Source organism: Arthrobacter sp. NPDC093125 (assembly GCF_044754225.1).
Classification (GTDB): domain Bacteria; phylum Actinomycetota; class Actinomycetes; order Actinomycetales; family Micrococcaceae; genus Arthrobacter.
This window is the reverse complement of record NZ_JBIVOQ010000013.1, coordinates 83,908-104,213: the sequence shown is the minus strand read 5'-3', so window position 1 is coordinate 104,213 and position 20,306 is coordinate 83,908. Positions and strand designations below refer to the sequence as shown.

The 20,306-nt window shown below is 64.5% G+C and carries 19 protein-coding genes and 1 pseudogene; 9 read left to right on the top strand and 11 right to left on the bottom strand.

The genetic code is table 11. From position 1 onward, the window contains the following. The first annotated feature begins 8 nt into the window (after positions 1-8). Positions 9-2,264, top strand: a complete 2,256-nt coding sequence (locus ACIP9X_RS18410; protein WP_400481202.1) for a DUF262 domain-containing protein — start codon at positions 9-11, stop codon at positions 2,262-2,264. Between the two features lie 156 nt (positions 2,265-2,420). Here ACIP9X_RS18410 and ACIP9X_RS18405 read toward each other — a convergent pair whose 3' ends face one another. Then, positions 2,421-2,933 carry a GNAT family N-acetyltransferase gene (locus ACIP9X_RS18405; RefSeq protein ID WP_400481201.1) on the bottom strand — a complete coding sequence of 171 codons (513 nt, stop codon included), beginning with the start codon at positions 2,931-2,933 and terminating at the stop codon, positions 2,421-2,423. Continuing rightward, positions 2,930-3,796 (bottom strand): ribokinase, encoded by an 867-nt coding sequence (locus tag ACIP9X_RS18400; protein ID WP_400481200.1) that lies wholly within the window; start codon positions 3,794-3,796, stop codon positions 2,930-2,932. The genes ACIP9X_RS18405 and ACIP9X_RS18400 overlap by 4 nt, the downstream gene beginning before the upstream one ends. A gap of 160 nt (positions 3,797-3,956) precedes the next feature. Here ACIP9X_RS18400 and ACIP9X_RS18395 point away from each other — a divergent pair, with 160 nt between their 5' ends. From ACIP9X_RS18395 to ACIP9X_RS18385, 3 genes are all read left to right on the top strand, one after another. Beyond that, positions 3,957-5,399 (top strand): MFS transporter, encoded by a 1,443-nt coding sequence (locus tag ACIP9X_RS18395; RefSeq protein WP_400481199.1) that lies wholly within the window; start codon positions 3,957-3,959, stop codon positions 5,397-5,399. A gap of 25 nt (positions 5,400-5,424) precedes the next feature. Beyond that, positions 5,425-6,426, top strand: a complete 1,002-nt coding sequence (locus tag ACIP9X_RS18390; RefSeq protein WP_400481198.1) for a nucleoside hydrolase — start codon at positions 5,425-5,427, stop codon at positions 6,424-6,426. Positions 6,427-6,551: 125 nt separating this feature from the next. Further along, positions 6,552-7,586 (top strand): Gfo/Idh/MocA family protein, encoded by a 1,035-nt coding sequence (locus tag ACIP9X_RS18385; protein ID WP_400481197.1) that lies wholly within the window; start codon positions 6,552-6,554, stop codon positions 7,584-7,586. 76 nt (positions 7,587-7,662) lie between these two features. Here the strand turns inward: ACIP9X_RS18385 and ACIP9X_RS18380 are convergent, their stop codons facing one another. Continuing rightward, a complete protein-coding gene (locus ACIP9X_RS18380) occupies positions 7,663-8,250 on the bottom strand; it encodes an HNH endonuclease (protein WP_400481196.1) in 588 nt (195 codons plus the stop codon). Between the two features lie 203 nt (positions 8,251-8,453). On the opposite strand from ACIP9X_RS18380, the gene ACIP9X_RS18375 reads away from it, so the two are divergent. Together ACIP9X_RS18375 and ACIP9X_RS18370 are read left to right on the top strand one after the other, a co-directional pair. Beyond that, positions 8,454-9,182 (top strand): hypothetical protein, encoded by a 729-nt coding sequence (locus tag ACIP9X_RS18375; protein WP_400481195.1) that lies wholly within the window; start codon positions 8,454-8,456, stop codon positions 9,180-9,182. Positions 9,183-9,202: 20 nt separating this feature from the next. Next, positions 9,203-9,703 (top strand): SRPBCC family protein, encoded by a 501-nt coding sequence (locus tag ACIP9X_RS18370; protein WP_400481194.1) that lies wholly within the window; start codon positions 9,203-9,205, stop codon positions 9,701-9,703. Positions 9,704-9,841: 138 nt separating this feature from the next. On the opposite strand, the pseudogene ACIP9X_RS18365 reads toward ACIP9X_RS18370, so the two are convergent. Next, positions 9,842-10,623: pseudogene (locus ACIP9X_RS18365) on the bottom strand (GntR family transcriptional regulator). 193 nt (positions 10,624-10,816) lie between these two features. Continuing rightward, the gene (locus ACIP9X_RS18360; RefSeq protein WP_400481193.1) at positions 10,817-11,191 is read right to left on the bottom strand and encodes a PH domain-containing protein; all 375 of its coding nucleotides are present in this window, start codon (positions 11,189-11,191) and stop codon (positions 10,817-10,819) included. 169 nt (positions 11,192-11,360) lie between these two features. Here ACIP9X_RS18360 and ACIP9X_RS18355 point away from each other — a divergent pair, with 169 nt between their 5' ends. After that, positions 11,361-11,537: a hypothetical protein gene (locus ACIP9X_RS18355; RefSeq protein WP_400481192.1), complete on the top strand. Its 177-nt coding sequence runs from the start codon at positions 11,361-11,363 to the stop codon at positions 11,535-11,537. Between the two features lie 215 nt (positions 11,538-11,752). Beyond that, a complete protein-coding gene (locus ACIP9X_RS18350; RefSeq protein WP_400481208.1) occupies positions 11,753-12,289 on the top strand; it encodes a hypothetical protein in 537 nt (178 codons plus the stop codon). A gap of 438 nt (positions 12,290-12,727) precedes the next feature. Here the strand turns inward: ACIP9X_RS18350 and ACIP9X_RS18345 are convergent, their stop codons facing one another. Further along, positions 12,728-13,126 (bottom strand): type II toxin-antitoxin system VapC family toxin, encoded by a 399-nt coding sequence (locus tag ACIP9X_RS18345; RefSeq protein WP_400481191.1) that lies wholly within the window; start codon positions 13,124-13,126, stop codon positions 12,728-12,730. Next, the gene (locus ACIP9X_RS18340) at positions 13,123-13,389 is read right to left on the bottom strand and encodes a type II toxin-antitoxin system Phd/YefM family antitoxin (protein ID WP_400481190.1); all 267 of its coding nucleotides are present in this window, start codon (positions 13,387-13,389) and stop codon (positions 13,123-13,125) included. The genes ACIP9X_RS18345 and ACIP9X_RS18340 overlap by 4 nt, the downstream gene beginning before the upstream one ends. A gap of 388 nt (positions 13,390-13,777) precedes the next feature. Here ACIP9X_RS18340 and ACIP9X_RS18335 point away from each other — a divergent pair, with 388 nt between their 5' ends. Continuing rightward, on the top strand, positions 13,778-15,079 hold the full coding sequence (locus ACIP9X_RS18335; protein ID WP_400481189.1) for a S8 family serine peptidase: 1,302 nt from the start codon (positions 13,778-13,780) through the stop codon (positions 15,077-15,079). Positions 15,080-15,187: 108 nt separating this feature from the next. On the opposite strand, the gene ACIP9X_RS18330 is transcribed toward ACIP9X_RS18335, so the two are convergent. The 4 genes from ACIP9X_RS18330 to ACIP9X_RS18315 form a co-directional block, all read right to left on the bottom strand. Next, a complete protein-coding gene (locus ACIP9X_RS18330) occupies positions 15,188-15,970 on the bottom strand; it encodes a GntR family transcriptional regulator (RefSeq protein WP_400481188.1) in 783 nt (260 codons plus the stop codon). 204 nt (positions 15,971-16,174) lie between these two features. Then, positions 16,175-17,716, bottom strand: a complete 1,542-nt coding sequence (locus ACIP9X_RS18325; protein ID WP_400481187.1) for an alanine/glycine:cation symporter family protein — start codon at positions 17,714-17,716, stop codon at positions 16,175-16,177. A gap of 185 nt (positions 17,717-17,901) precedes the next feature. Further along, complete coding sequence (gene xylB / locus ACIP9X_RS18320) at positions 17,902-19,302, bottom strand: xylulokinase (RefSeq protein WP_400481186.1); 1,401 nt, start codon at positions 19,300-19,302, stop codon at positions 17,902-17,904. Next, positions 19,299-20,249 (bottom strand): sugar-binding transcriptional regulator, encoded by a 951-nt coding sequence (locus ACIP9X_RS18315; RefSeq protein ID WP_400481185.1) that lies wholly within the window; start codon positions 20,247-20,249, stop codon positions 19,299-19,301. The genes xylB and ACIP9X_RS18315 overlap by 4 nt, the downstream gene beginning before the upstream one ends. Between the last annotated feature and the right edge of the window lie 57 nt (positions 20,250-20,306).

Sequence of the window (20,306 nt, the reverse complement as noted above, 5' to 3'; positions counted from 1 at the left end):
CAAGCCGCTTGACGACGTTCACCGGCCTTTTTGTTGCAAGCGATGAGGAACAAATTAGGGCGATCCAAATACCACTCATTCAGCGGGACTATGCGCAGGGCCGCCGTGAAGATGACGCAATCGAAGAGATTCGCAACAGCTTCATTGACGTTCTTCACTCGGCCGTCTCCGGAGAGAACCCCGCTCCGGTCCACCTCGACTTCGTTTACGGTGAAGTTAGGGCCGGTGTGCTGGAGCCCCTCGATGGTCAACAGCGGCTCACGACGCTATTCCTGTTGCACTGGTACCTGGCCTCGCGAGCGGGAGAGCTTCACTCTTCTCAGCCATGGGCTCAGTTCTCATATGCCACTCGACCGAGCGCACGGCTATTCTGTGAACGCCTGGTGGTGTCCCCGTTGCCAGCCTCAGTTGAAGAGCCGTCGGCATGGGTCATTGATCAGCCGTGGTACCTCTTCGTTTGGCGCCATGATCCCACGATCCAGTCCATGCTTGTGATGCTGGACGCAATTCACATGCGATTCCGGACCGAGGATGCCAAGACGGCTTGGGTGCGACTCGTAGATCCGATCAAGCCGGCGGTTTCCTTCCTCGTGCTCGCGCCGTCTGATATGGGCTCGGCTGCAGACCTCTACATCAAGATGAACTCACGGGGTAAGCCGCTGACGGAATTCGAAAATTTCAAGGCGCATTTTGAGAGGTCGATCGAATCAACTGAGAGGGCTGCGGAGTTTGCCGAAAGGGTTGACGGGGCATGGTCGGACTTGCTTTGGGGATTCCGCGGCGAAGACGACTTGGTCGACGACGAATTCATACACTACATAGGCTTCATTACTGAGTTGTGCGAGTGGGCGGATCCAGACGCTGACGGACGTGAGCGGCGAGAACTTCTGAGCCGTAGCACTGAGCGGGTGTTTGGGGAGGCGAATGCCAGACGATCCGAGTCATTGGACTTCTTGTTTAAGGCATTCGATGTATGGAAAGGGCGAGACATCGCCGCCGTGTTTAGCGGTCTCTTCAGGGGCACGGCGGAGCAGGACGGGGATGAAGCCGATCGAATTGTGCTGTTCTTCCGGGACCAGCGGATAAATCTGTTCAATGTTTGCTGCCGGACGTTCGGTGAAACGAGCGGAAGAACACGGATTTTCACGTTCGGGCAGAGTCTCCTGCTTTTCGCCGTGCTTCTTCACCTCATGCATGAAACACACACACTTCGGCCCCGGATCCGTTCCCTGCGTAACCTCATAGAAGCTTCCACGAATGAACTGCGTGTGGACCGCATGCCCAGATTGCTCCGGGACGTTGAAAAACTTGTACGTGACGGCGTTCTTACCGAACTCGACAGCTTCAACAAGCAGCAGGTCGGAGAGGAATTGCTGAAACGAGAGTTCCTGGCCGCAAATCCTGAGCTCACCGAGTCGCTCCATCGTTTGGAAGACAGCCACCTCCTGCGCGGATCGATAGGCTCCTTCTGCTTAGATCCGGACAAATTCAGTGCTCGAACCGACGCGTTCCTTCGGTTGGCGTCAGAGCCTGAGACCTGGTTCGAAGTCACCGGCGCGCTGCTAGCGGCCGGCGAGTATCAACGAACAACCAACAATAGAAGGTTTCAATTCGGAACCGGGTTCAAACGGTACGAGAATGCCTGGCGGGAACTGTTGACGGGTGCAGATCGTGCGGCTCTTTCGGAGACACGATCCGCTTTGGCCAAGCTTTTGGACGCCATCAGCTGTGGCAACGAATTGGAGCCGATGCTCGTTGCCATGCAATTGGAGTGGCTCGCCCGGCGTGAATCGGAGCTCTCTTTCGACTGGCGATACTACTTCGTGAAATACCCGGCCATGCGTGAGGGCGGCTCTGGAATTTACTATTCAGAAGGCGGTGGGATGGGTTACTCGTTATGCATGCTCCGCGGCGGTACCAGCACGCTCAACAGCAGGTACCGGGATCCGTATCTCCTAGCGATCTGGCGCAATATTGATAGCACCGACGACGTCGAGGACCCGTGGTTTACCGGGCACGAAGCCATTCCGCGACGGTTGAAGCTCAGGCGCAGTGGTGTCGGGATCCGCTCAGTTACGCAAGGATTGGAGCTATCGAGGCCTGCGCTGGACGATTTCGCGGAAGTCTACGACTCGCTTCGGCGTGAGCTCGGTGCTACCGAGAACGGCATCATTGAGATCAAACAGGTGGACGGCATCGACGCTGTTGACCGGATTGCCCTCGGAACAGACGTTTTGCGGCACCTTCTTGACGCGGGACTCTGACCGACATCCATCCCGTATTTGAGTCGCGCCTCAATGTTTTGGTCTGGAGCTGAACCAGCTGCCGTACGGAAACTTGTGCACCTGCCTGGGCTCGGTGCCGTCATCTCCCAAGTCGCCCATAAACTCAAACTCCTAGCAGCAACCCGCCGTCTCAAGTTAGAGCTCCAGCCGGAACACCCAGAGCAGCACGTCCTCGTCCGGCACGTACCAGTCTCGTTCCGGTGCCCGGCGGAAGCCCAGGGAGCGATACAGGTCGTGAGCGCGCTCCATGAACGTGGCGCTGGTGATGCTGATCGCCCCGATGCCGGGCAGTCGCCGGGCGTACTGCACTATTTCGCTAACCACCGCCCGGCCCACGCCGGCGCCTTGGTGCGACGGGTCCACGGCCAACATACGGAACTCCAGCTCCCCGTCCTGCGTGATCTCGCTGTACGGCTGGCCGGCGAACGTCAGCGTCACTGCGGCCACCACCTTTGCGGCCGCCTCCGCCACCCACACCTCCGCGTGCTCGGCGCGGTGCTCCACGTCCTCCAGCACGTCCATGTACGGATGGTCGACCGCGAAGTGCCCGGCCTGCAGGTACGCGTCGCGGGTGATGCGCCGGACCTCCTGAAAATCCTCCGGCGCCGCCAGCCGCAGCGCAACGGTCACCGGCAGCGCCACACTCACCGTGCGTCCACCGCAGGAGCGGTCCGCTCCACGTAGTGGCCCAGCCGTGCCAAATCCGGCTGCGATGACGGGTCACCAACAGCGTCCCCACCTACAGCATTCGCCACGGCCAGCGCCCGGGTATGGTCCAGTCCGCTCCGCAGCGCCAGGACCAGCGCGGCGCAGAACGCGTCACCCGCGCCCACGGTGTTCGCAACCGCCACCGCAACCGACGGAGCCTCTGCCACCTTCCTGCCGTGCTCGAACATCGCCGAGCCGTCCCCGCCGTAAGTCACCGCCACCAGCTTCCCCTCCGCGAGGGCCGGGATCAGCGCGTACTCGCTCTCGTTGACGATCACCAGGTCGCAGCGCTCCAGCAGTTCCGCCGGCAGGTCCATGGCCGGCGCCGCGTTCAGCACAAAGAACCCCCGCGCCTTCCGCGCGGCCTCCAACACCACAGGCAGGCCCACCTCCAGCTGGCACAGCACCGCCTCATTCGGGCCGAACTCCACCCCGTCCAGCGACAGGTGCGAGTTGGCGCCCGGGCACACCACAATCTGGTTCTCGCCCTCGCGGTCCACCACGATCAGCGCGGTCCCGGTCGGCTGCGGCAGGACGGCAACGTCCGCGGTATCGACGCCGGCATTCGCCAGAGCGTCCAGCATCTTCCGGCCCTGCGCGTCGTCGCCCACCGCGCCCACCATCCGGGCGCTCCCGCCCAGCCGGGCGGCGGCCGCGGCCTGGTTGGCGCCCTTGCCGCCGGGCTGCTCGGACAGCACGGCGCCCCCGATGGTTTCGCCCGCCGTCGGAAGCCGTTCGGCGGTGGCGATCAGGTCCAGGTTGATGCTGCCGACCACGGTGACGGCAGGAAGTGCATTGCTCATGGGAAGTCTCTCTCGCGGGGTGCCGGCAAAAGCGGCCTGATGAAGATAAAGTGTAGCGCATGGTTGTACTTGCTAGTCATACGTGGTTGTATAACAACCCGAGCCGCTACCCCGAAGGCGGTCCCCCAAAACAAAGCCTGCTCGAACAAAGGAGTTTGATGTGAACACCCCAACCCCAGCGGCAGCCGCGCCACCCGCGGACGCCGCTGCCGCCGTCGTACTTCCCGACGACCCGGCCAGGCTCTCCGGCCGCCGCGCCGCCCTGCTGATCTCCTCGCTGCTTCTAGGCGTGCTGTCCTTCCAGCTCAACGCCAGCATGGTCACCCCGGCCCTGCCCCAGATCGCCGCCGACTTCGGCAAGGGCGCCGAGAGCGCCGCCCCCGTCCAGTCCATGTTCTTCCTGGCCGGCGCCATCGCCGGGCCCGTGATCGGCAGGTGGAGCGACTTCATCGGCCGCCGCGCCGCGCTGCTGCTGGTCCTGGCCATCATGGGCGCCGGCACCCTCCTCTGCATCACCGCGCCCACGCTGGAACTGCTCATCACCGGCCGCTTCCTGCAGGGCGTCTCCAGCGCCGTCTTCGCGCTCGCCTACATCGTCCTCAGCGAGAACCTGCACGCCAAGGTCTTCGGTACCTCCGTGGGCATCATCGCCGCCATCAACGGGGGAGTAGGCGGCGTGGACGGCTACGTGGGCGGCCTCATGGCCGAGACCCTCGGCTTCCGCTCCATCTTCGTCGTCGTGCTCGTCCTCACCGCCATCGCCGCCGCGTGCATCATCAAGATCGTCCCCAAGGGCCGGCCCGACGGCGTGCGCGGCGCCATGGACTGGTGGGGCGCCGGATCGCTCTCGCTGTTCCTGGTGCTCATCACGTACTTCGTCTCCGGCGGTTCTGCCGCGGGCTGGACCGCGTCGTCTACTCTGGCCCTGCTGGCCGGCACCGTTGCCTCCTTCGCCGCGTTCTGGCTGATCGAGAAGCGCCGCAGCCACCCGCTCATCGCCGTGCACCACCTGCGCTCCCGCCAGGTGTGGCCGGTCATCGCCACCACGGTCCTCACGCTGGCCGGCATCTTCGCCGTCATCAACTTCACCGTGGTGCTGCTGAGCCAGGATTCCGACGGCGGCTTCGGGCTTTCCGCCTCCATCTCGGCTCTGCTGTTCCTCACCCCGGCCGCGCTGATTGGCGTCTTCGCCGCGCCGTTGGCAGGGTGGCTGGCCGACCGCCGAGGCTGGATCCGCATCCTCCGCATTGGTACCGGCCTGAGCCTCGCGTGCGCAATCGTTGCCGCCGCCTTCTCCGACAACCAGATCGCCGTCCTGATCGCCGTTGCCGCCCTGGGCATCTTCTACAACGGCTTCTTCCTCACCGCCATCAACGGACTCTCCGTCCTGCTCTCACCCAAGGAAGCCCCCGCGGCCCTGCCCGGCATCAACGGCGCCTCCTTCGGCATCGGCGCAAGCCTCGGCGTCGTCCTCGTGGCGCCCTTCGCCGCCCAGGCCACCTCCGCCGGGTACGCCACCGCCCTCTGGATCTCGGTGGGCATCACCGCCGCCGCGTTCATCGTCAGCCTCCTCGTCGCCGCCCCCAAGGGCGAGACCGTTTGATTTGCTCCTACCTGAAAGAAGAACCATGACTGCCTTCCCCATCTACCTGGACTGCGACACCGGGATCGACGACGCCCTCGCCCTGGCCTACCTGCTCGCCTCGCCTCTTGCCTCCGTGAAGGGCATTGGAACGGTCAGCGGGAACGTCAGCGCCGCCGCCGGCGCCCGCAACACCCTGGACCTGCTGCAGCTAGCCGGTTCTGCTGACATTCCGGTTGCCTGCGGTGCGCACGATCCTCTCGCCGGCTCGTTTGGCGGTGGGGCGCCGTGGGTGCACGGGTCGAACGGTGTCGGCGAGGTTGTGCTGCCTCCGTCTGATGCCTCGCTTGCTGCCGAGACGGCGGCCGAGATGCTGGTGCGGCTGGCCCGGCTGTACCAGGGGGAGCTGCGGGTGGTGGCGATCGGGCCGCTCACCAATCTTGCCGAGGCCTTGCGGCTGGAGCCTTCGTTGCCGTCCCTGGTCGGGACCGTGACAGTGATGGGCGGGGCCGCGCTGGCTCCGGGGAACATCACGCCTGTGGCGGAGGCGAACATCTGGAACGACCCCGAGGCCGCCGCCCTGGTGCTGGCCTCCGGCTGGGACGCGACCCTGGTGCCGCTGGACGTGACCATGGCGTCGGTGCTGGAGGAGCCGCACCGGCAGGCTCTGCTTTCTTCGTCCGCGCCGGTGCCGCAGGCGCTGGGGGAGATGCTGGGCTACTACTTCCGGTTCTACGAGGGCATCTACGGCCGGCCCTGCTCGGCCATGCACGATCCACTGGCGGCGGCGCTCGCTGTTGGTGCGGTGAAGCCTGCCGTCGCGCCCGTGGTGCGGGCCGCCGTCGACACCTCCTCCGGACCGGGCCGCGGGCAGACCGTGTGCGACATGCGCGGACTGTACGCGGGCTACCCGGAGGTGAAGGGCGCGCGGTGCCGCGTGGTGCTCTCGCTGGAGGAGGAGTTTGCCCCGCACCTGGTGGAAACGCTGCTTAGCCACTTTGAACGCACGACGGCGGCTGAGCTCGTCGAAGCTGTACCCGCCGGGTGAGGCCGTCGTAACCCCCGCCTTGGAACAGCTGACGGCGCTGTGCGACGCCGGCCGGGCGGGACCGTCGTTACGACAAGGGTTGAGGGCGCCTAGATTAGGAGTACATCGGGCAGAAGGAGAGTTCAGTGAGCGATAGATTGCGTTGGGGCGTCCTGGGCAGCGCCCGCATCGTCCGCAAGACCATTCCGGCGTTGCAGGCAACGAAGAACGGCGAGGTGGTGGGTATTGCATCCCGCTCCGAGGAGAAGGCCAGGGAGTATGCCGGCAAGCACGGCATCCCGCAGGCATTCGGCTCCTATGAGGCCCTGCTGGCGTCCCAGGACATCGACGCCGTCTACATTCCGCTGCCGAACGCGCTGCATCTCGAGTGGATCCTGAAATCCCTGGACGCCGGCAAGCACGTCCTGTGTGAAAAGCCTTTGGCGATGAGCGCCGCCGAGTGTGAGGAGATTGCACGCAAGGCGGACGAGACCGGGCTCAAGGTCCTGGAAGGCTTCATGTACCGGTTCCACCCACGCTTCGAGAAGCTGCAGGAGCTGCTTGCGGCAAATGTGGTGGGAAAGCTGACGTTTGTCCACGTCGGTCACTCCTTCGATGTGGGCGGGGACGACAACATCCGCTGGTACAGCGGGCTCGGCGGCGGCGCACTGTTCGATACCGGGTGCTACTGCGTGAACATGAGCCGGATGGTCACGGCGCAGGAGCCGACTGATGTCGCCGCCTTCGGCAACTACCGCGACGCCAACGACGGAGGCCGAATCGACACCAGCATCGCCGGCATGCTCCGTTTTCCCAGCAGTGCCACGGTGCTTTTTGATACCGGAGTTAACCTCGAGCGCCGCAACTTCCTCGAAATCACGGGCACTGAGGGCCGGCTCTACCTAGACAATCCTTTTGGGCTTTTGGAGGAGGACTCCGTCCTAGAGGAGCATCACTTCGGGCAGGACACGATCTATCACCAGGTCAAGGGCGAGAACCATTTCGTGCGGATGGGCGAGCACTTCGCCGACAGCGTCCTGAACGGCACGCCGCTCCGCTACGACCTCGCCGATGCAGTAAATAATGCGCGGGTGCTGGAAGCTCTCGACGCGGCAGCGCGGAAACACAAGGGGACGTCTGAACTGAGGCCACATTCCGGCGCTGGTGCAGGCATCAGCTGAAGCGGTCGGGTCCCACCTGGCCGAGGCTGATAGGCGCTCGCCGGAGCCCGCTAGTCGCCGGTGCAGCTGCGTTCCGTCAGGGAAGTGGCTGCCGTTCGCCGACGCTGACGGAGGACGACGGCGGAAGGTAGTCCCGCCGTCGTCGTTCCATCCGTTGCTGCTGGCCAGGAGACGGAATCCTGGCGCGTTTGGCGCGGTTGCACCGGGTGCAGGCGGCAACGAAGTTCTGCAGGCTGGTGGAGCCGCCCTTGGACCACGGATAGAAGTGGTCGCCGTGCTCGGCGGGTCGGGCGCAGCGCCGCCCGAACCCGGCCTCCAGCTCGCACCGGCCGTCGGCCCGGGCCATCCCGTCGCGGCGCTGCTGGCGGGTGAAACGCCGCACCGGATCCCGGCGCCGGACATCCTGCGCACCGATAACGGCGGCGAGGATGAACAAAACGAAGACGGCCAGGCCCGGGAGCGTGACCGCGGCGATGACGCTATCTGCCAGGCCGCGCAGAACCTCCGCTGCGGAGGACGGCCCTGCGCCGCCGGCAGGTGATTCCTTCGGCATGAGCGCTGTCATCACGGAGATGGCCAGCCACACCATCACCGCCGAGTACGCCAGGCGAAGGCCCTGCCGCGTCCAGTAGATGCGTCCCAGTTCCTGCATCGATTCCCCCATTTTCAGTTCCCCGGAAACCGGTGGCATCCGGAAGCCTAGGGGAATCGTATCCGCCAAGCAGGATGGTGCCGCCGTCGTCCGTTATCTCCGACGCTTCGCAATGCGCGGAACAAAAGAACCGAGGGCGGAAGATATGAGTGTCCACCTTCTTTGGTTGAGGCCTGGATTCGACGCAGATTACCAGCCGGTGTAAAGGTGGACGGGTGAATGCCGACATCAACTTCTATTTCGACCCGGTCTGCCCTTTCGCCTGGATGACGAGCAAGTGGGTGCGGCAGGTGCAGGCGCAGCGCAACTACACCGTGGACTGGCGGTTCATCTCCTTGCGTCTGATCAACGCCGAGGTTGACTATGACGCGCATTTTCCGCCTGAGTACGAGGCCGGGCACACGGCCGGGCTCCGGCTTCTGCGCGTGGCGGCCCGGGCACGTGCGGAGCATGGCCGCGAGTCGGTCGCCCGATTGTACGAAGCGTTCGGGACACACATCTTCGAAGCTGCCCCGGACACGGTCAGCCAGCGCACGGAGGGTGAGCGGCGTGGGACGCGTGAATTTGTGGAGCCGATCCTCACCGAGGCCGGCTTGCCCCTGGCACTTGCGGAAGCTCTGGACGACGACTCCTGGGACCGGGAGATCCGGCAGGAGACGGATGAGGCGCTGGGGCTGACGGGCAAGGATGTGGGCACGCCTATCATCCACTTCGAGCCGCCCGCCGGTGTGGCCTTCTTCGGGCCGGTGATCAGCCGGCTGCCGGACGAAGATTCGGCCGCCGAGCTGTGGGACCATGTGGTCGGGCTGGCACGCTTCCCGGGGTTCGCAGAGCTCAAGCGAAGCCTGCGCGAGCAGCCGCAGCTTGCTGCCTTCGGAGTCAGTGCCGATACGGTCGGGCTGCAGGAGGACTGGCACGGCGGCAGTCGGCGGCAGAAGAAATGACCGTCTGTAAGGATGGACCCATGAATCAGATCAGCATCCGCCAACACCGGGAGTCCGTCACGGTTCAGGCGTCAGCCGAGACACTCTACGACCTGGTCTCCGACATCACCCGCACCGGTGAGTGGAGCCCGGTCTGTACATCGTGTTGGTGGGACGACGAGGACAGCGCCGGCCAGGTCGGTGCCTGGTTCACCGGGCGTAATGAGGTTCCGCACCGCACTTGGGAGACCCGGTCGCAGGTGGTGGCTGCCGAGCGTGGCCGCGAGTTCGCCTGGGTGGTGGGCGGCAGCTTTGTCCGCTGGGGCTTCACCCTGACCCCGGCAGATACCGGGACGACCCTGACTGAGTCATGGGAATTCCTGCCGGCCGGGATTGCCATGTTCGAGGAGAAGTTCGGTGACGGGGCGTCCGTTCAGATCACCGACCGCACGCAGCAGGCGCTCGACGGCATCCCGAAAACGCTCGCCGCGATCAAGCGGATCGCCGAATCCATCGCTGCAGATGAGGAGGCCCGGTCATGACCGGCTCACTCGGCGCGTCCAATCTCCCTGCGCCGGTCGGCGACCCGGTAGTTCGAGGACCAGCGGTAGCCTTGCGCCGCTGATAGCACGGCTGACGGCCCACGACGGCGTCAAGCAGGTCGCAGGCCGGGGCGGTCTCTAGGACTGGAGCGACTGCATCACCGAGAGGTGCCCGGCGCGGTCGGCGATGAGGCACTTGGCCAGGTAGAACGGCCGGTTGGTGTGCCGGACGTACTGGGTGAGGACGAGGACCGGATCCGAGGCCCGCAGGTCCAGCAGCTTGGCGCGGCTCGGGCCGACCTGGCTCAGATTGATCTGGCACTCGCCGGGGCCCGAGACCCGGCCGCCCGCTTTGTTGAGGGCGGCAAGCAGGGAGGTGCCGGCGTCGTCGTTGATTTCCAGCGGCGCGGCCGTACCGCCGGCGAAACTGACGGACTGTGCGGTGAGGTTTTCTTGGAGGTGCGCGATGGATTCGCCGCCGCGGATAAGACGGACTCCCAGAGCCAGACGTCGCTGCCGGGTTCGACGCCGACGCCAGGGGCCGCGAATTCGGAGGCGGGCTGCTTCTCGACCTGGATGCGCTTGACCTCGAGGTGCTGGACGGGGCCGCCGAGGACCTCTTCGAAGGGGCGGATGCGTTCGATGATGCCGATGCGGGGGAGGGCGTCGGAGACGAACCGGCCGACGCCGCGCTTGGCCCTAATCAGGCCATCCTCCTCGAGCAACATGAGCGCCTCCCGGACCACGGTGCGGCTGACCAACATGCTCGTGCCGAGTTCGGTATCGGTGGGGAGCATGGAGCCCGGCTGCAAGTTGTTGCGGATGGCTTCGGCGATCCGTGAGTAGACGACAACGCGGAGCGGTGAGGCCGGCTGGGCCTTTACCGGCTGGGACAGGAACCGGACGGCGTCCTCATGCACGTTATGCCTCGCTTAGTGGTCTTCGGGGAAATCCACCTAGCAAGTACTACGCGTTTGTTGGACAGGGTGGGTGCTGCGGCGTTCTCCGGGCTGCCGCGTCCTAAGCCCGGCCCTCAGGATGCGCAAACCGTGGGAGGCCACGCACATTTGCGCATCCTCTCACCGTTTCTGCGTCCTAGATGAGGACCCGAAACTAGTGCTGCGCGCCAAGGACCGAATGCGCGATCAACATATCCAGGCGCCGAACATCCACCTTCTTGCCTACCCTGATCTTGATGTGCCCCGCCCGAGTCCACAGCTCCAGCTCGGCGTCGGTATCAAATGTTCCAGCATTCTCCGAGGACCACATGTTGGTGGCGGAGTAGGGCAGCGAATATAGTTCCACCTTCTTGCCTGTGAATCCTTGGGCATCGCGGACAATCATCCGCTTGGTTGTAAAGATGGCGCTATCCCGAAATGTCTTGAATGCGGCCACCGGCTGCTCTCCCGGGACCATTAGTTCCATGACGTCATTGGGAATAGGACATGCGTCGACAAACGTCCAAGTCGTTATTGCTGCTGCCTCCAAGGGAGCTCCTTTTCGTTGGGGTCATGACCTAGCGTTCAGTGTCTCAAGGCGTGGTGACTCTGACCTGTCCGGCGGCGTGTCGTAATGGCTACACCTTTTCTGAAGGGCGACGGGTGATGCAGACTCGGTTAGGACATCGCATTCACAACAGGGCAACCCGATCGAAGTCGTGGACCTCAAGAACACCTTCATTGCTGCAGCCGTACGCCAGCGGAAAGACCCGTTCTCGCTCATCTCGCACCGGGAAGTCTTCGGGGACCTCATCGACATCGAACGCCTTGTCACCGCTTACTCAGACGCCGTGGCCAGCCAGCCTGCACCAGCACAGGGCGAAGGAAACGCTTAGGAGCCTGGAAGCCTGACTCAGTCCACCTGCCTCGGCCAGGCCCGGTGACCAATACCGTCGCCGTGCCCCGGCTTACCCGCCGGACCCCTGCTGCCAGAGGAATACTACAAGGCGCTTTCGACCGGACAGCCCAAGTGGCAGACTGTCCTAGCGATCTGGCCTTTGGAGGCTTCGTCGAAGCCGGACAGGGAAGTTATAGCCTGTTGGCGAATCTCATGACGAGTCGAAATAAGGAATTTGCAGTGCAGATCAACAAACAGACGCTGAAGGATGCCGGGTTCGCAGGATTCCGCTCGTTCGAGCAGCTGGATATCAACCGGGTTCCGCAGGCCCCCGGAATCTATGCGGTGCTCAGACCCGAGGGATTCGAACCGTTGTTCCTTGCAAAGAGCGTGGGAGGCCGTTTCAAGAAGCGGGATCCATCCCTGCTGCAGCCCGCGCTGGAGGCGGAGTGGATCGACGACACGGATGTCCTCTATATCGGGAAAGCAGGTCCAGGCAGCACCGGCAACCGTGGACTTCGAAAGCGTATCCAAGAGTTCGTTGACTTCGGCCGGGGGAAGCCTGTTGGCCATTGGGGCGGGAGGCCTATTTGGCAGCTCGCCAACTCCCAGTCTCTGGTCATCGCGTGGAAGGAGCTGGCAGCATCCGAGGTGAATGCTGCCGAAGCCGCGTACCACGCGGAATTCATCAGGGTTTACGGAAAACTGCCCTTCGCCAACCTGGTCCAGGCTAGGGCCAAGGGAGTTTAGACGCTTGACGGGCCAGCGCCGCCCAGGGATCTGCACTAGCGGGTTCGGTCTCGACAAGCAGTCACGGAGGAGTAGTCCTTCAACGGGCTCCCGCGCTCGCCGACGGGTAAAAGTGGTCACCGTGCTCTGCAGGTCGGGAACAACGACGGCGGATGACCGCCTCCATTTCGCACTGGCTACCGGCCGGGGCCATCCCTTGCCGCCGCTGTTGCCGGAGGAACCGGCGGACTGGATCCCGGCGCCGGACGTCCCTGGCTTGGGTGACTACTGCGGTTACGATCAGGACGACGGGCATGCGAGGTAACGCGACCGCACACAGTCAGTAGATGCGTTTTAGTTCAAGCAATCGGTCTCTACCCAACACCACTCCAGCAAAGCGAATCGGGCGGTTTTCCGCTCGCCGAGAGAGATCGTGCATTTAAGTCAGTGGATAGGGTGTTACAGCGTTTTGCCGGGCGATAGGGCACTCAGCCCTGCGTCCGTTGCTGCCGTCAGTAGTTCAATGTCGTAGGCGACCAGTACATCGACTTGCAACCGGATGGCCGCTGAGAGATGGATGGCGTCGGCGCTACGCAGCTTCCCGGGCATCGCTGCCGCGTACATGAGGTCGGAGCGGCTCAGGTCCACCAGGTTGATTCCGCTCAAAACGGTATTGATCAGTTCGGACGGCAGACCGCGGCGCTTGCCGGCGCAGTGTAGCTCCGTATACAGGAGCATGGAGGCGACCAGGCTGTTGGATGCGCGTGTCGCTGTTGAGAAATACTCGGCCGCCGCGGCGGACTCGGATTCCTCCACCACCAGTTTCAGGGCAGCGGATGTGTCTACGTAAATGATCAACGGTCGCCGCGCAGGTCGGACAGAATCTCAGCGGTGCCAGCACCAGACTTAACGCGGGGCAGGATCCGGAAATCGACAGGCTGCGAAGCCGCTTGCCGCACGTTTCCGGCAAGGAGCAGGCGTTCAAGAGGCGAAGCCGCAGGTGGTATCAATGTCGCTGCCACTTCGCCATTGTTGGTGACATCGATGGTTTCGCCATTCTTCACGCGCTCGAGAATCTTGCTGCTCTGATTGCGGAGCTCGCGATGCGGGATAGTAGTCATGCTTGGCCTCCGTAGCAATCGTAGCATTTGCTTTTCGAATCCGCGCTGGGGGCCGTGGTTTCGACAAGCTCAACCAGCGATCTTCAACAAGCGGGGCGGAGGCGCTCCAAGGCGGCCCACGCCCTGCCACTCTCCGCATAAGCAGCCAGGTCATCAATGCTCGGGGGCTCGTCGTCTGCGATGGCGTCCATTCCGATCGACCGAAACGCCTCACCCACGGCACCTTCGATGGCTTGCAGACGCGCCAAGTCGTCTGGCCGGGCTTTTCGGATCATCACGAACACAGTCAAACAGGACCGCCTCTTCTTGGCACTCCAGTCGCCGGACCGCATCGTCATGTGCGGGCAGACACTATCCAGCCAGTGCAGATTCAAGCAAGATACCTCCCATGAAAAGAATCGTTATAGCTAGTTTCGCGGCGGCAGTCATCGGCTGCGGGGCAATCACGTTCGCGGCCCCAGGCAATGCAGTGACGGAGAGCGACGCGGCGACCCAGTCCTCACACATCGCGGGACAAATCATGGTCAAATTCCGGGACAAGGGTGCGGCGGCCGGCGTACTGCGCCAGCACGGCCTCAAGGAGGGCCTTGGTATCGGCAGCACGGGCGCTCAACTCATCAAAGTACCGGCGGGCAAAGAACTGCGGCTCATCGAAGCCTTAAGCCGGAACCCGGCAGTTGAGTACGCCGAGCCGGACGTGCTGGTTACGGCCGCTACCGATGACCCGTATTTCGGTCACCAGTACGCCGTGCAGAACGATGGCCAGTCGTTCACTAACACAGCCAACACGCAAACCATAGCCGCGGGTAAATCGGACGCCGATGTGGACGCCGTCGAAGCCTGGAAAGTGACCACCGGAAGCGGCGTCAAGGTTGCCATTCTCGATTCCGGTGTGGCAAATGTCCACGACGACATCGCATCGCAGGTTGTTGGCTACGCGAACTTCGTGAGTGCGAACACCAAGGAAGATCCCGAAGCAGATCCTGAGGATAAGTACGGCCACGGCACCCACGTCGCCGGTATCGTAGCCGCCAAATACAACAACAAGATAGGTGTTGCTGGCGTGTGCCCGGACTGCAGCATCCTGGATGTCAAAGTGCTCAATGACAACGGGTCCGGCTCCAGCTCAGTCATTGCAAACGGCATCAGCTGGGCCGCCAGCAACGGTGCCAAGGTGATCAATATGAGCCTCGGACAGCGCGTCTCTTCACGCACGCTGGAAGCTGCCGTCAATAACGCGTGGAGTCAGGGTGCGGTGATCGTTGCCGCGGCCGGCAATGCCGGTACCCAGGCCAAGATCTACCCAGGCGCTTACCCTAACATTATTGCCGTCGCCGCAACCGACAACAACGATGCCAAGGCATCCTTCTCCACCTACGGCAAGTGGGTGGATGTCGCGGCGCCGGGCGTCAACGTTTACTCGACCTTCCCGAACCACCCCTTCGTTCTGGGCACGCAGAACGGCCGGGCCACGGGTTATGACATTGCCAGCGGTACGTCGATGGCCTCGCCCATCGTCGCTGCAACTGTGGCGCTTGCCTGGAGCTCGCAGCCTGGCGCCAGTAACGCGTTAGTCCGCTCAAAAATCGAATCAACCGCTGACAGGATCACAGGCACCGGGACAAACTGGGCCCACGGGAGGGTGAATGCCTGCAAGGCCGTCGCCGGCAGCTGCCCCCAGTTGCCGTGACGCATGACCGTCCGGCGCCCGGCATGACCGGCCGGCGCCCGCATGAACGGCCGAGCCCCGGGCCGGTTATGCGGGGGAGGGCCACCTATGCAGCCGGACCCAGTCGGCTTAGGACTGGAGCGACTGCATCACCGAGAGGTGGCCGGCGCGGTCGGCGATCAGGCACTTGGCCAAGTAAAACGGCCGGTTGGTGTGCCGGACGTACTGCGTCAGCACGAGGACGGGGTCCGAGGCACGGAGGTCGAGCAGCTTCGCGCGGCTCGGGCCGACCTGGCTGAGGCCGATCTGGCACTCACCTGGGCCGGCCAGCCGGCCCAGCTGGTTGTTGAGCGTGGCAAGCAAGGTGGCGCCGCCGTCGTCCCTTATGTCAAGGGGCGCGGCGGCGTTCCTGCCGATGCTCACGGACTGTGCGGTGACGTTTTCTTGCAGGTGCGCGATGGGCTCGCCGTCACGGATCAGGACGGATTCCCAGAGCCAGACGTCGCTGCCGGGTTCGACGCCGACGCCGGGGGCCACGAACTCGGAGGCGGGCTGCCGCACGACCTGGATGCGCTTGATCTCGAGGTGCTGGCCCGGGCCGCCGAGGACTTCCTCGAAGGGGCGGATGCGTTCGATGCCGATGCGGGGGAGGGTGTCGGCGACGAACCGGCCGACGCCGCGGCGGGCGCGGATGAGGCCGTCCTCCTCGAGCAGCATGAGGGCCTCGCGAACCACGGTGCGGCTGACCAACATGCTCGTGCCGAGCTCGGTCTCAGTGGGGAGCATGGAGCCGGGCTGCAGCAGGTTGTTGCGGATGGCTTCGGCGATGCGTGAGTAGACGGCAACCCGGAGCGGTGAGCCGGGCTGGGCCTCCACCGGCTGGGACAGGAACCGGACGGCGTCCTCGTGCACGTTATGCCTCGCTTGCGTTTGTTCGGGGAGTCCAGCCTATCGCGGGTGTGATGCGTTTGTTGGACAAGCGCCATTCCGATGGCGCAGGCCAGGGCTGCGGGGAGCGCGCCCGGCAGCATCACCGCAGCCAGCCCGCCGTCGAAAACGTGCAAAGGGGTGTGACCGTGCGCCGCGTGGACGGCGCGGCGCACGGTGCACTTCGCGCTAGATCCGCGCGGATTCCTTCTCGCGGTCGGCCGTCTTGTAGGACTCCCAGAAGGTGGCCCCGGTAATGCCGAGGGGCCGTGGGTCGAAGACCGGGTCGAGGCCGAGCTTCTGCTGCCTCTCGAAGTCCTTGAGCGCCTTGAAGGCGGGCTTCTGCAGGACCAGGATGCCGACGATGTTCAGCCAGGCCATGAGGCCGACGCCGATGTCGCCCATCACCCACGCGTCAGCGGCCGTGTTCATGCAGCCGTAGGCGGCGGCAACGAGGATCGCTGCTTGGAGGGCGAGTGTCGTTGCGCGGCCGACGCTGGTCCGGACGCCGGGAATCATCTTGCTCGAGGAGTTGCCTACGAGGAAGCGCAGGTTGGTCTCCGCCATGTAGTAGTAGGCGATGACCGTCGTCAAGCAGAAGAAGACCAGCGTGATCGCGATGAACGCGGCGCCGAAACCGGGGAAGACGGAGTCGAATCCGGTCTGCACGTACTGGGGTCCGACGGTAGCTGTGACCGAAAGCAGGCCGCCCTCGGCGAGGATCTCGCCGTCTTCGCTGCCGCCGGAGAAGACGCGGTAGGCGCCGGTCGAGAGGACCAGGAAGCCGGTGGCCGAGCACACGAACAGCGTGTCGATGTAGACCGCGAAGGCCTGGACGAGGCCCTGCTTAGCCGGGTGTGACACCTCTGCGGCGGCCGCGGCGTGCGGGCCTGTTCCCTGGCCGGCCTCGTTCGAGTAGACGCCGCGCTTGACGCCCCACATGACGGCCAGGCCGATGATGGCACCGAGGGCCGCGTCCATGCCGAAGGCGCTGCGGAACACCAGCGAGAGGATTTCCGGCAGCTGGGCAGCATTCATGAAGACGACGATCAGGGCAAGAATGATGTAGCCGACGGCCATGAACGGCACCACAAACGCTGCGACGCTGGCGATCCGCTTGACGCCGCCGATGATGACAAGCGCAAGGACGATGGCGGAGCCGACGGCGACGACCCACGGCGGGATGGTCGAAGCGCCGCCGATCGCGGTGGCCATCGAGTTGGTCTGGACACCCGGCATCAGGACGCCGCAGGCCAGAACGGTCACGGCGGCGAAGACGTAGCCGTAGACCTTGAAGAAACCGGCGCCCTTGGTGTGGGCGAACGCGCGGGAGAAGTAGTAGGCCGGGCCGCCGCGGTACTCGCCGGTCAGCGGATCGCGGGTCTTGTAAATCTGGCCGAGGGTCGACTCGACGAATGATGTCGACGCGCCCAGGAAGGCGACGGTCCACATCCAGAACAGGGCGCCCGGTCCGCCGAAGGCGATCGCGGTGGCGACGCCGGCGACGTTGCCGGTGCCGACGCGGCCGGACAGGGACATCGCCAGAGCCTGGAACGAGGAGACGCCGGATGCGGACTTCTCCCCGTTCAGCAGCTGCTGGACCATTCCCTTGACGTGCCGCAGCTGCAGGAAGCGGGAACGGACGGAGAAGTAGACGCCGGTGGCGAGGCACAGATAGACGAGCCAGTCGCTCCAGATCACGTTGTTGATGGCTGACAAGACATCGCTCATAAGTGGGTTTCCTTTAAACAGAGCGGTGGGTGATGGGGTTTGGCGGGTGCTCGTGGTCGGTGGACACTGTGGCGCGCACCACACCAAAACCTGTGAAGTCTCTCACATCACAAAAGTGATAGTCCAATCGGCCATCTCCCGGGCTGGAGCCGGTTCAGACCCGGACCACTGAATCCCGCTCCACCTCACACCCCGTAGAAGCTCTTGCGGGCCTCGGCATAACGCTCCCGCACTCCGAAGCCCCAGTCTCCTTCGGGTTCGTAGGCCGCTTCGATGCTGCGCTTCCAGTCCGGAAGCTCGCCGGTGGCTGCCCAGGCGGCCTGCTTCGCTGCACCCAGCGCAACGTACTCCCTGCTCGCCGGCACCTCCACCGGCAGGTTGAAGATGCTGGCTGCCGCCTGGCGCAGGGCCTGCGATTTCGAGCCGCCGCCGATGAGGAGAACCTTGTCCGGGGTACCGCCGAGTTGCCTCAGGACGTCGATCGCGTCGGCCAACGAATTGAGCACGCCCAGCACGGAAGCGCGGGCGAGGTTCTCCGGAGTCATGTTGCTTCTGGTGAGGCCGGCCAGGCTCCCGCTTGCATGGGGCAGGTTGGGGCTGCGCTCGCCGTCGAGGTAGGGCAGGAAGGTGAGTCCGCCGGCGTCGCTGTCGGCTGCCAGTGCCAGGGAATTAAGCTTTGCCAGGTCGACGTCGAGCATCGATGCGGTCGCGGCCATGACACGGGCGGAGTTGAGCATGGCCAGCAGGGGCAGGTGGCCGCCGGCGGCGTCCGCGAATCCTGCGACTGCGCCGGTGGGGTCCGGCATCGCCGAAGGTGCCGCGGTGAAGACAGCACCGGAGGTCCCGATGGAGACCACTACCTCGCCGGGCCGCAGGCCGAGTCCTAATGCGGCTCCGGCATTGTCACCCGCGCCGGCGGCGAGGACGGCGCCGTCGATGCCCCAGCCGTTCTGCACGGTTCCGGCCTGCTCATTTGAGGCGACGACGCGCGGAAGGCGCGGAACGCGTCCGAAGAAGCGCTCCAGCAGGTCAGTCCGGTAACTGTCCGTGAGCGGGGAAAAATAACCGGTGCCGGACGCGTCGCTGCGGTCCGTGGTGAACTCACCGCCCAGCGCGCCGTTCAGCCAGTCATGGGGGAGGACCACCTGGTCCACGCGGTTCGCTGCGTCCGGTTTGTTCTGCGCCAGCCACGCCAGTTTGGAGATGGTGAAGGAGGCCACCGGGACAAGGTTGACGGCGTCGACCCACGCTTCGGACCCAAGCTCGTCCCGCAGTCTCGCCGCGTCTGCCGCACTGCGGGTATCGTTCCACAGCAGGGCGTCGTGGACGGGCGTGTTGGAGCTGTCGAGAGCCACCATCCCGTGCTGCTGGGCAGCGATGCCGGCAGCAGCGACGGAGCCGCCCAGACGGTCCGCGCCGGCGGACTGCCATGCGTCCCGCAGTGCGGCGGTCCAGACCTGCGGGTCCACCGCCGTGAGGTCGGGGTGGGTTGCTGTGCCCGATGAGATGACGTCGCCGCTTTCGGCATCCACAGCGAGGACCTTGCAGGACTGCGTGGAGGAATCCACTCCGACGACAACGCTCATTGACTGTTCTCCTCATCGATTAGGTCAGTTAGGGCCTGGGCCAGCGGCGCATCCACGATCAGCGTGGTGACAAAGCCCGCCTTGGCCACAGCCAGCACGGCTTCTGCCCGTGCTTCCCCCTGGGCCACAGCGATCACCTTCGGCGTCCGCTGCAGCTGCTTGATGGTGACGGCGATGATCTGCTCGTCCAGCCCCGACTCGACGGGGACCCCTGCTGCGTCGAGCAGCCGGCCCGAGCATTCCGCGACGGCGCCGGCCTCCACCGCTGCCTTACGCACCTCCGCGTCGGCGCGCTCCCAGACGGTGGAGGTGCCGGGCTTCCAGGCGCCGATTGCGACGACGGCCAGGTCGAGTGAGTCGGCCTTCGCCAGCGCCCCGGCAATCTCGGGCTGACGGCGCAAGCCGGCTGCCGTCGTCGGGTCTTCCACCACCAGAGGTGCCCACAGTGGCCAGGTGAGCCCGCCACTCACATGTCCCAGCCGCTGGATCAGCTCCAGAGGATTGCTCTCGCCTTCGGTAGGAAGGGCGCCGGCGAGCTGGACGATGTCGCACCGGGGAAGCTCCCGGACCAGCCGCGAGGCCACATCCAGGGTGCGGGACCACGACATACCCAGGGTCCCGTCCGCCGGTGCCTGGCGTGAGACTTCGGCGGCAGCAGCCTTCGCGAGGATGCCGCGGGCCTGGATTACGTCCCCGGCGGTGTCCGCCACAATCACCTCGCGTATCCCCAGCACGGACTCAATCCGGCGGATGTCGGCAGCGGAGACGCGGGAGGGGAAATGCACCTTGATTTCCACGATGCCTCTTTCACGGGCCTCGGCAAGCAGCCTCGCCACCTGGAACCGGGACACGTTGTAGGTCCCGGCGATCTCTACCTTGGAGCGGTTTTCGAGGTAGTACTCGCTGCTGATGCGCGCCAGAAGCTCTTCATGGGAATGCTCGGGCATGTGGTCACCGTTTCTCACATCTGATCATTTGAGTATTGCCTCTTGCTCAAACGAGTA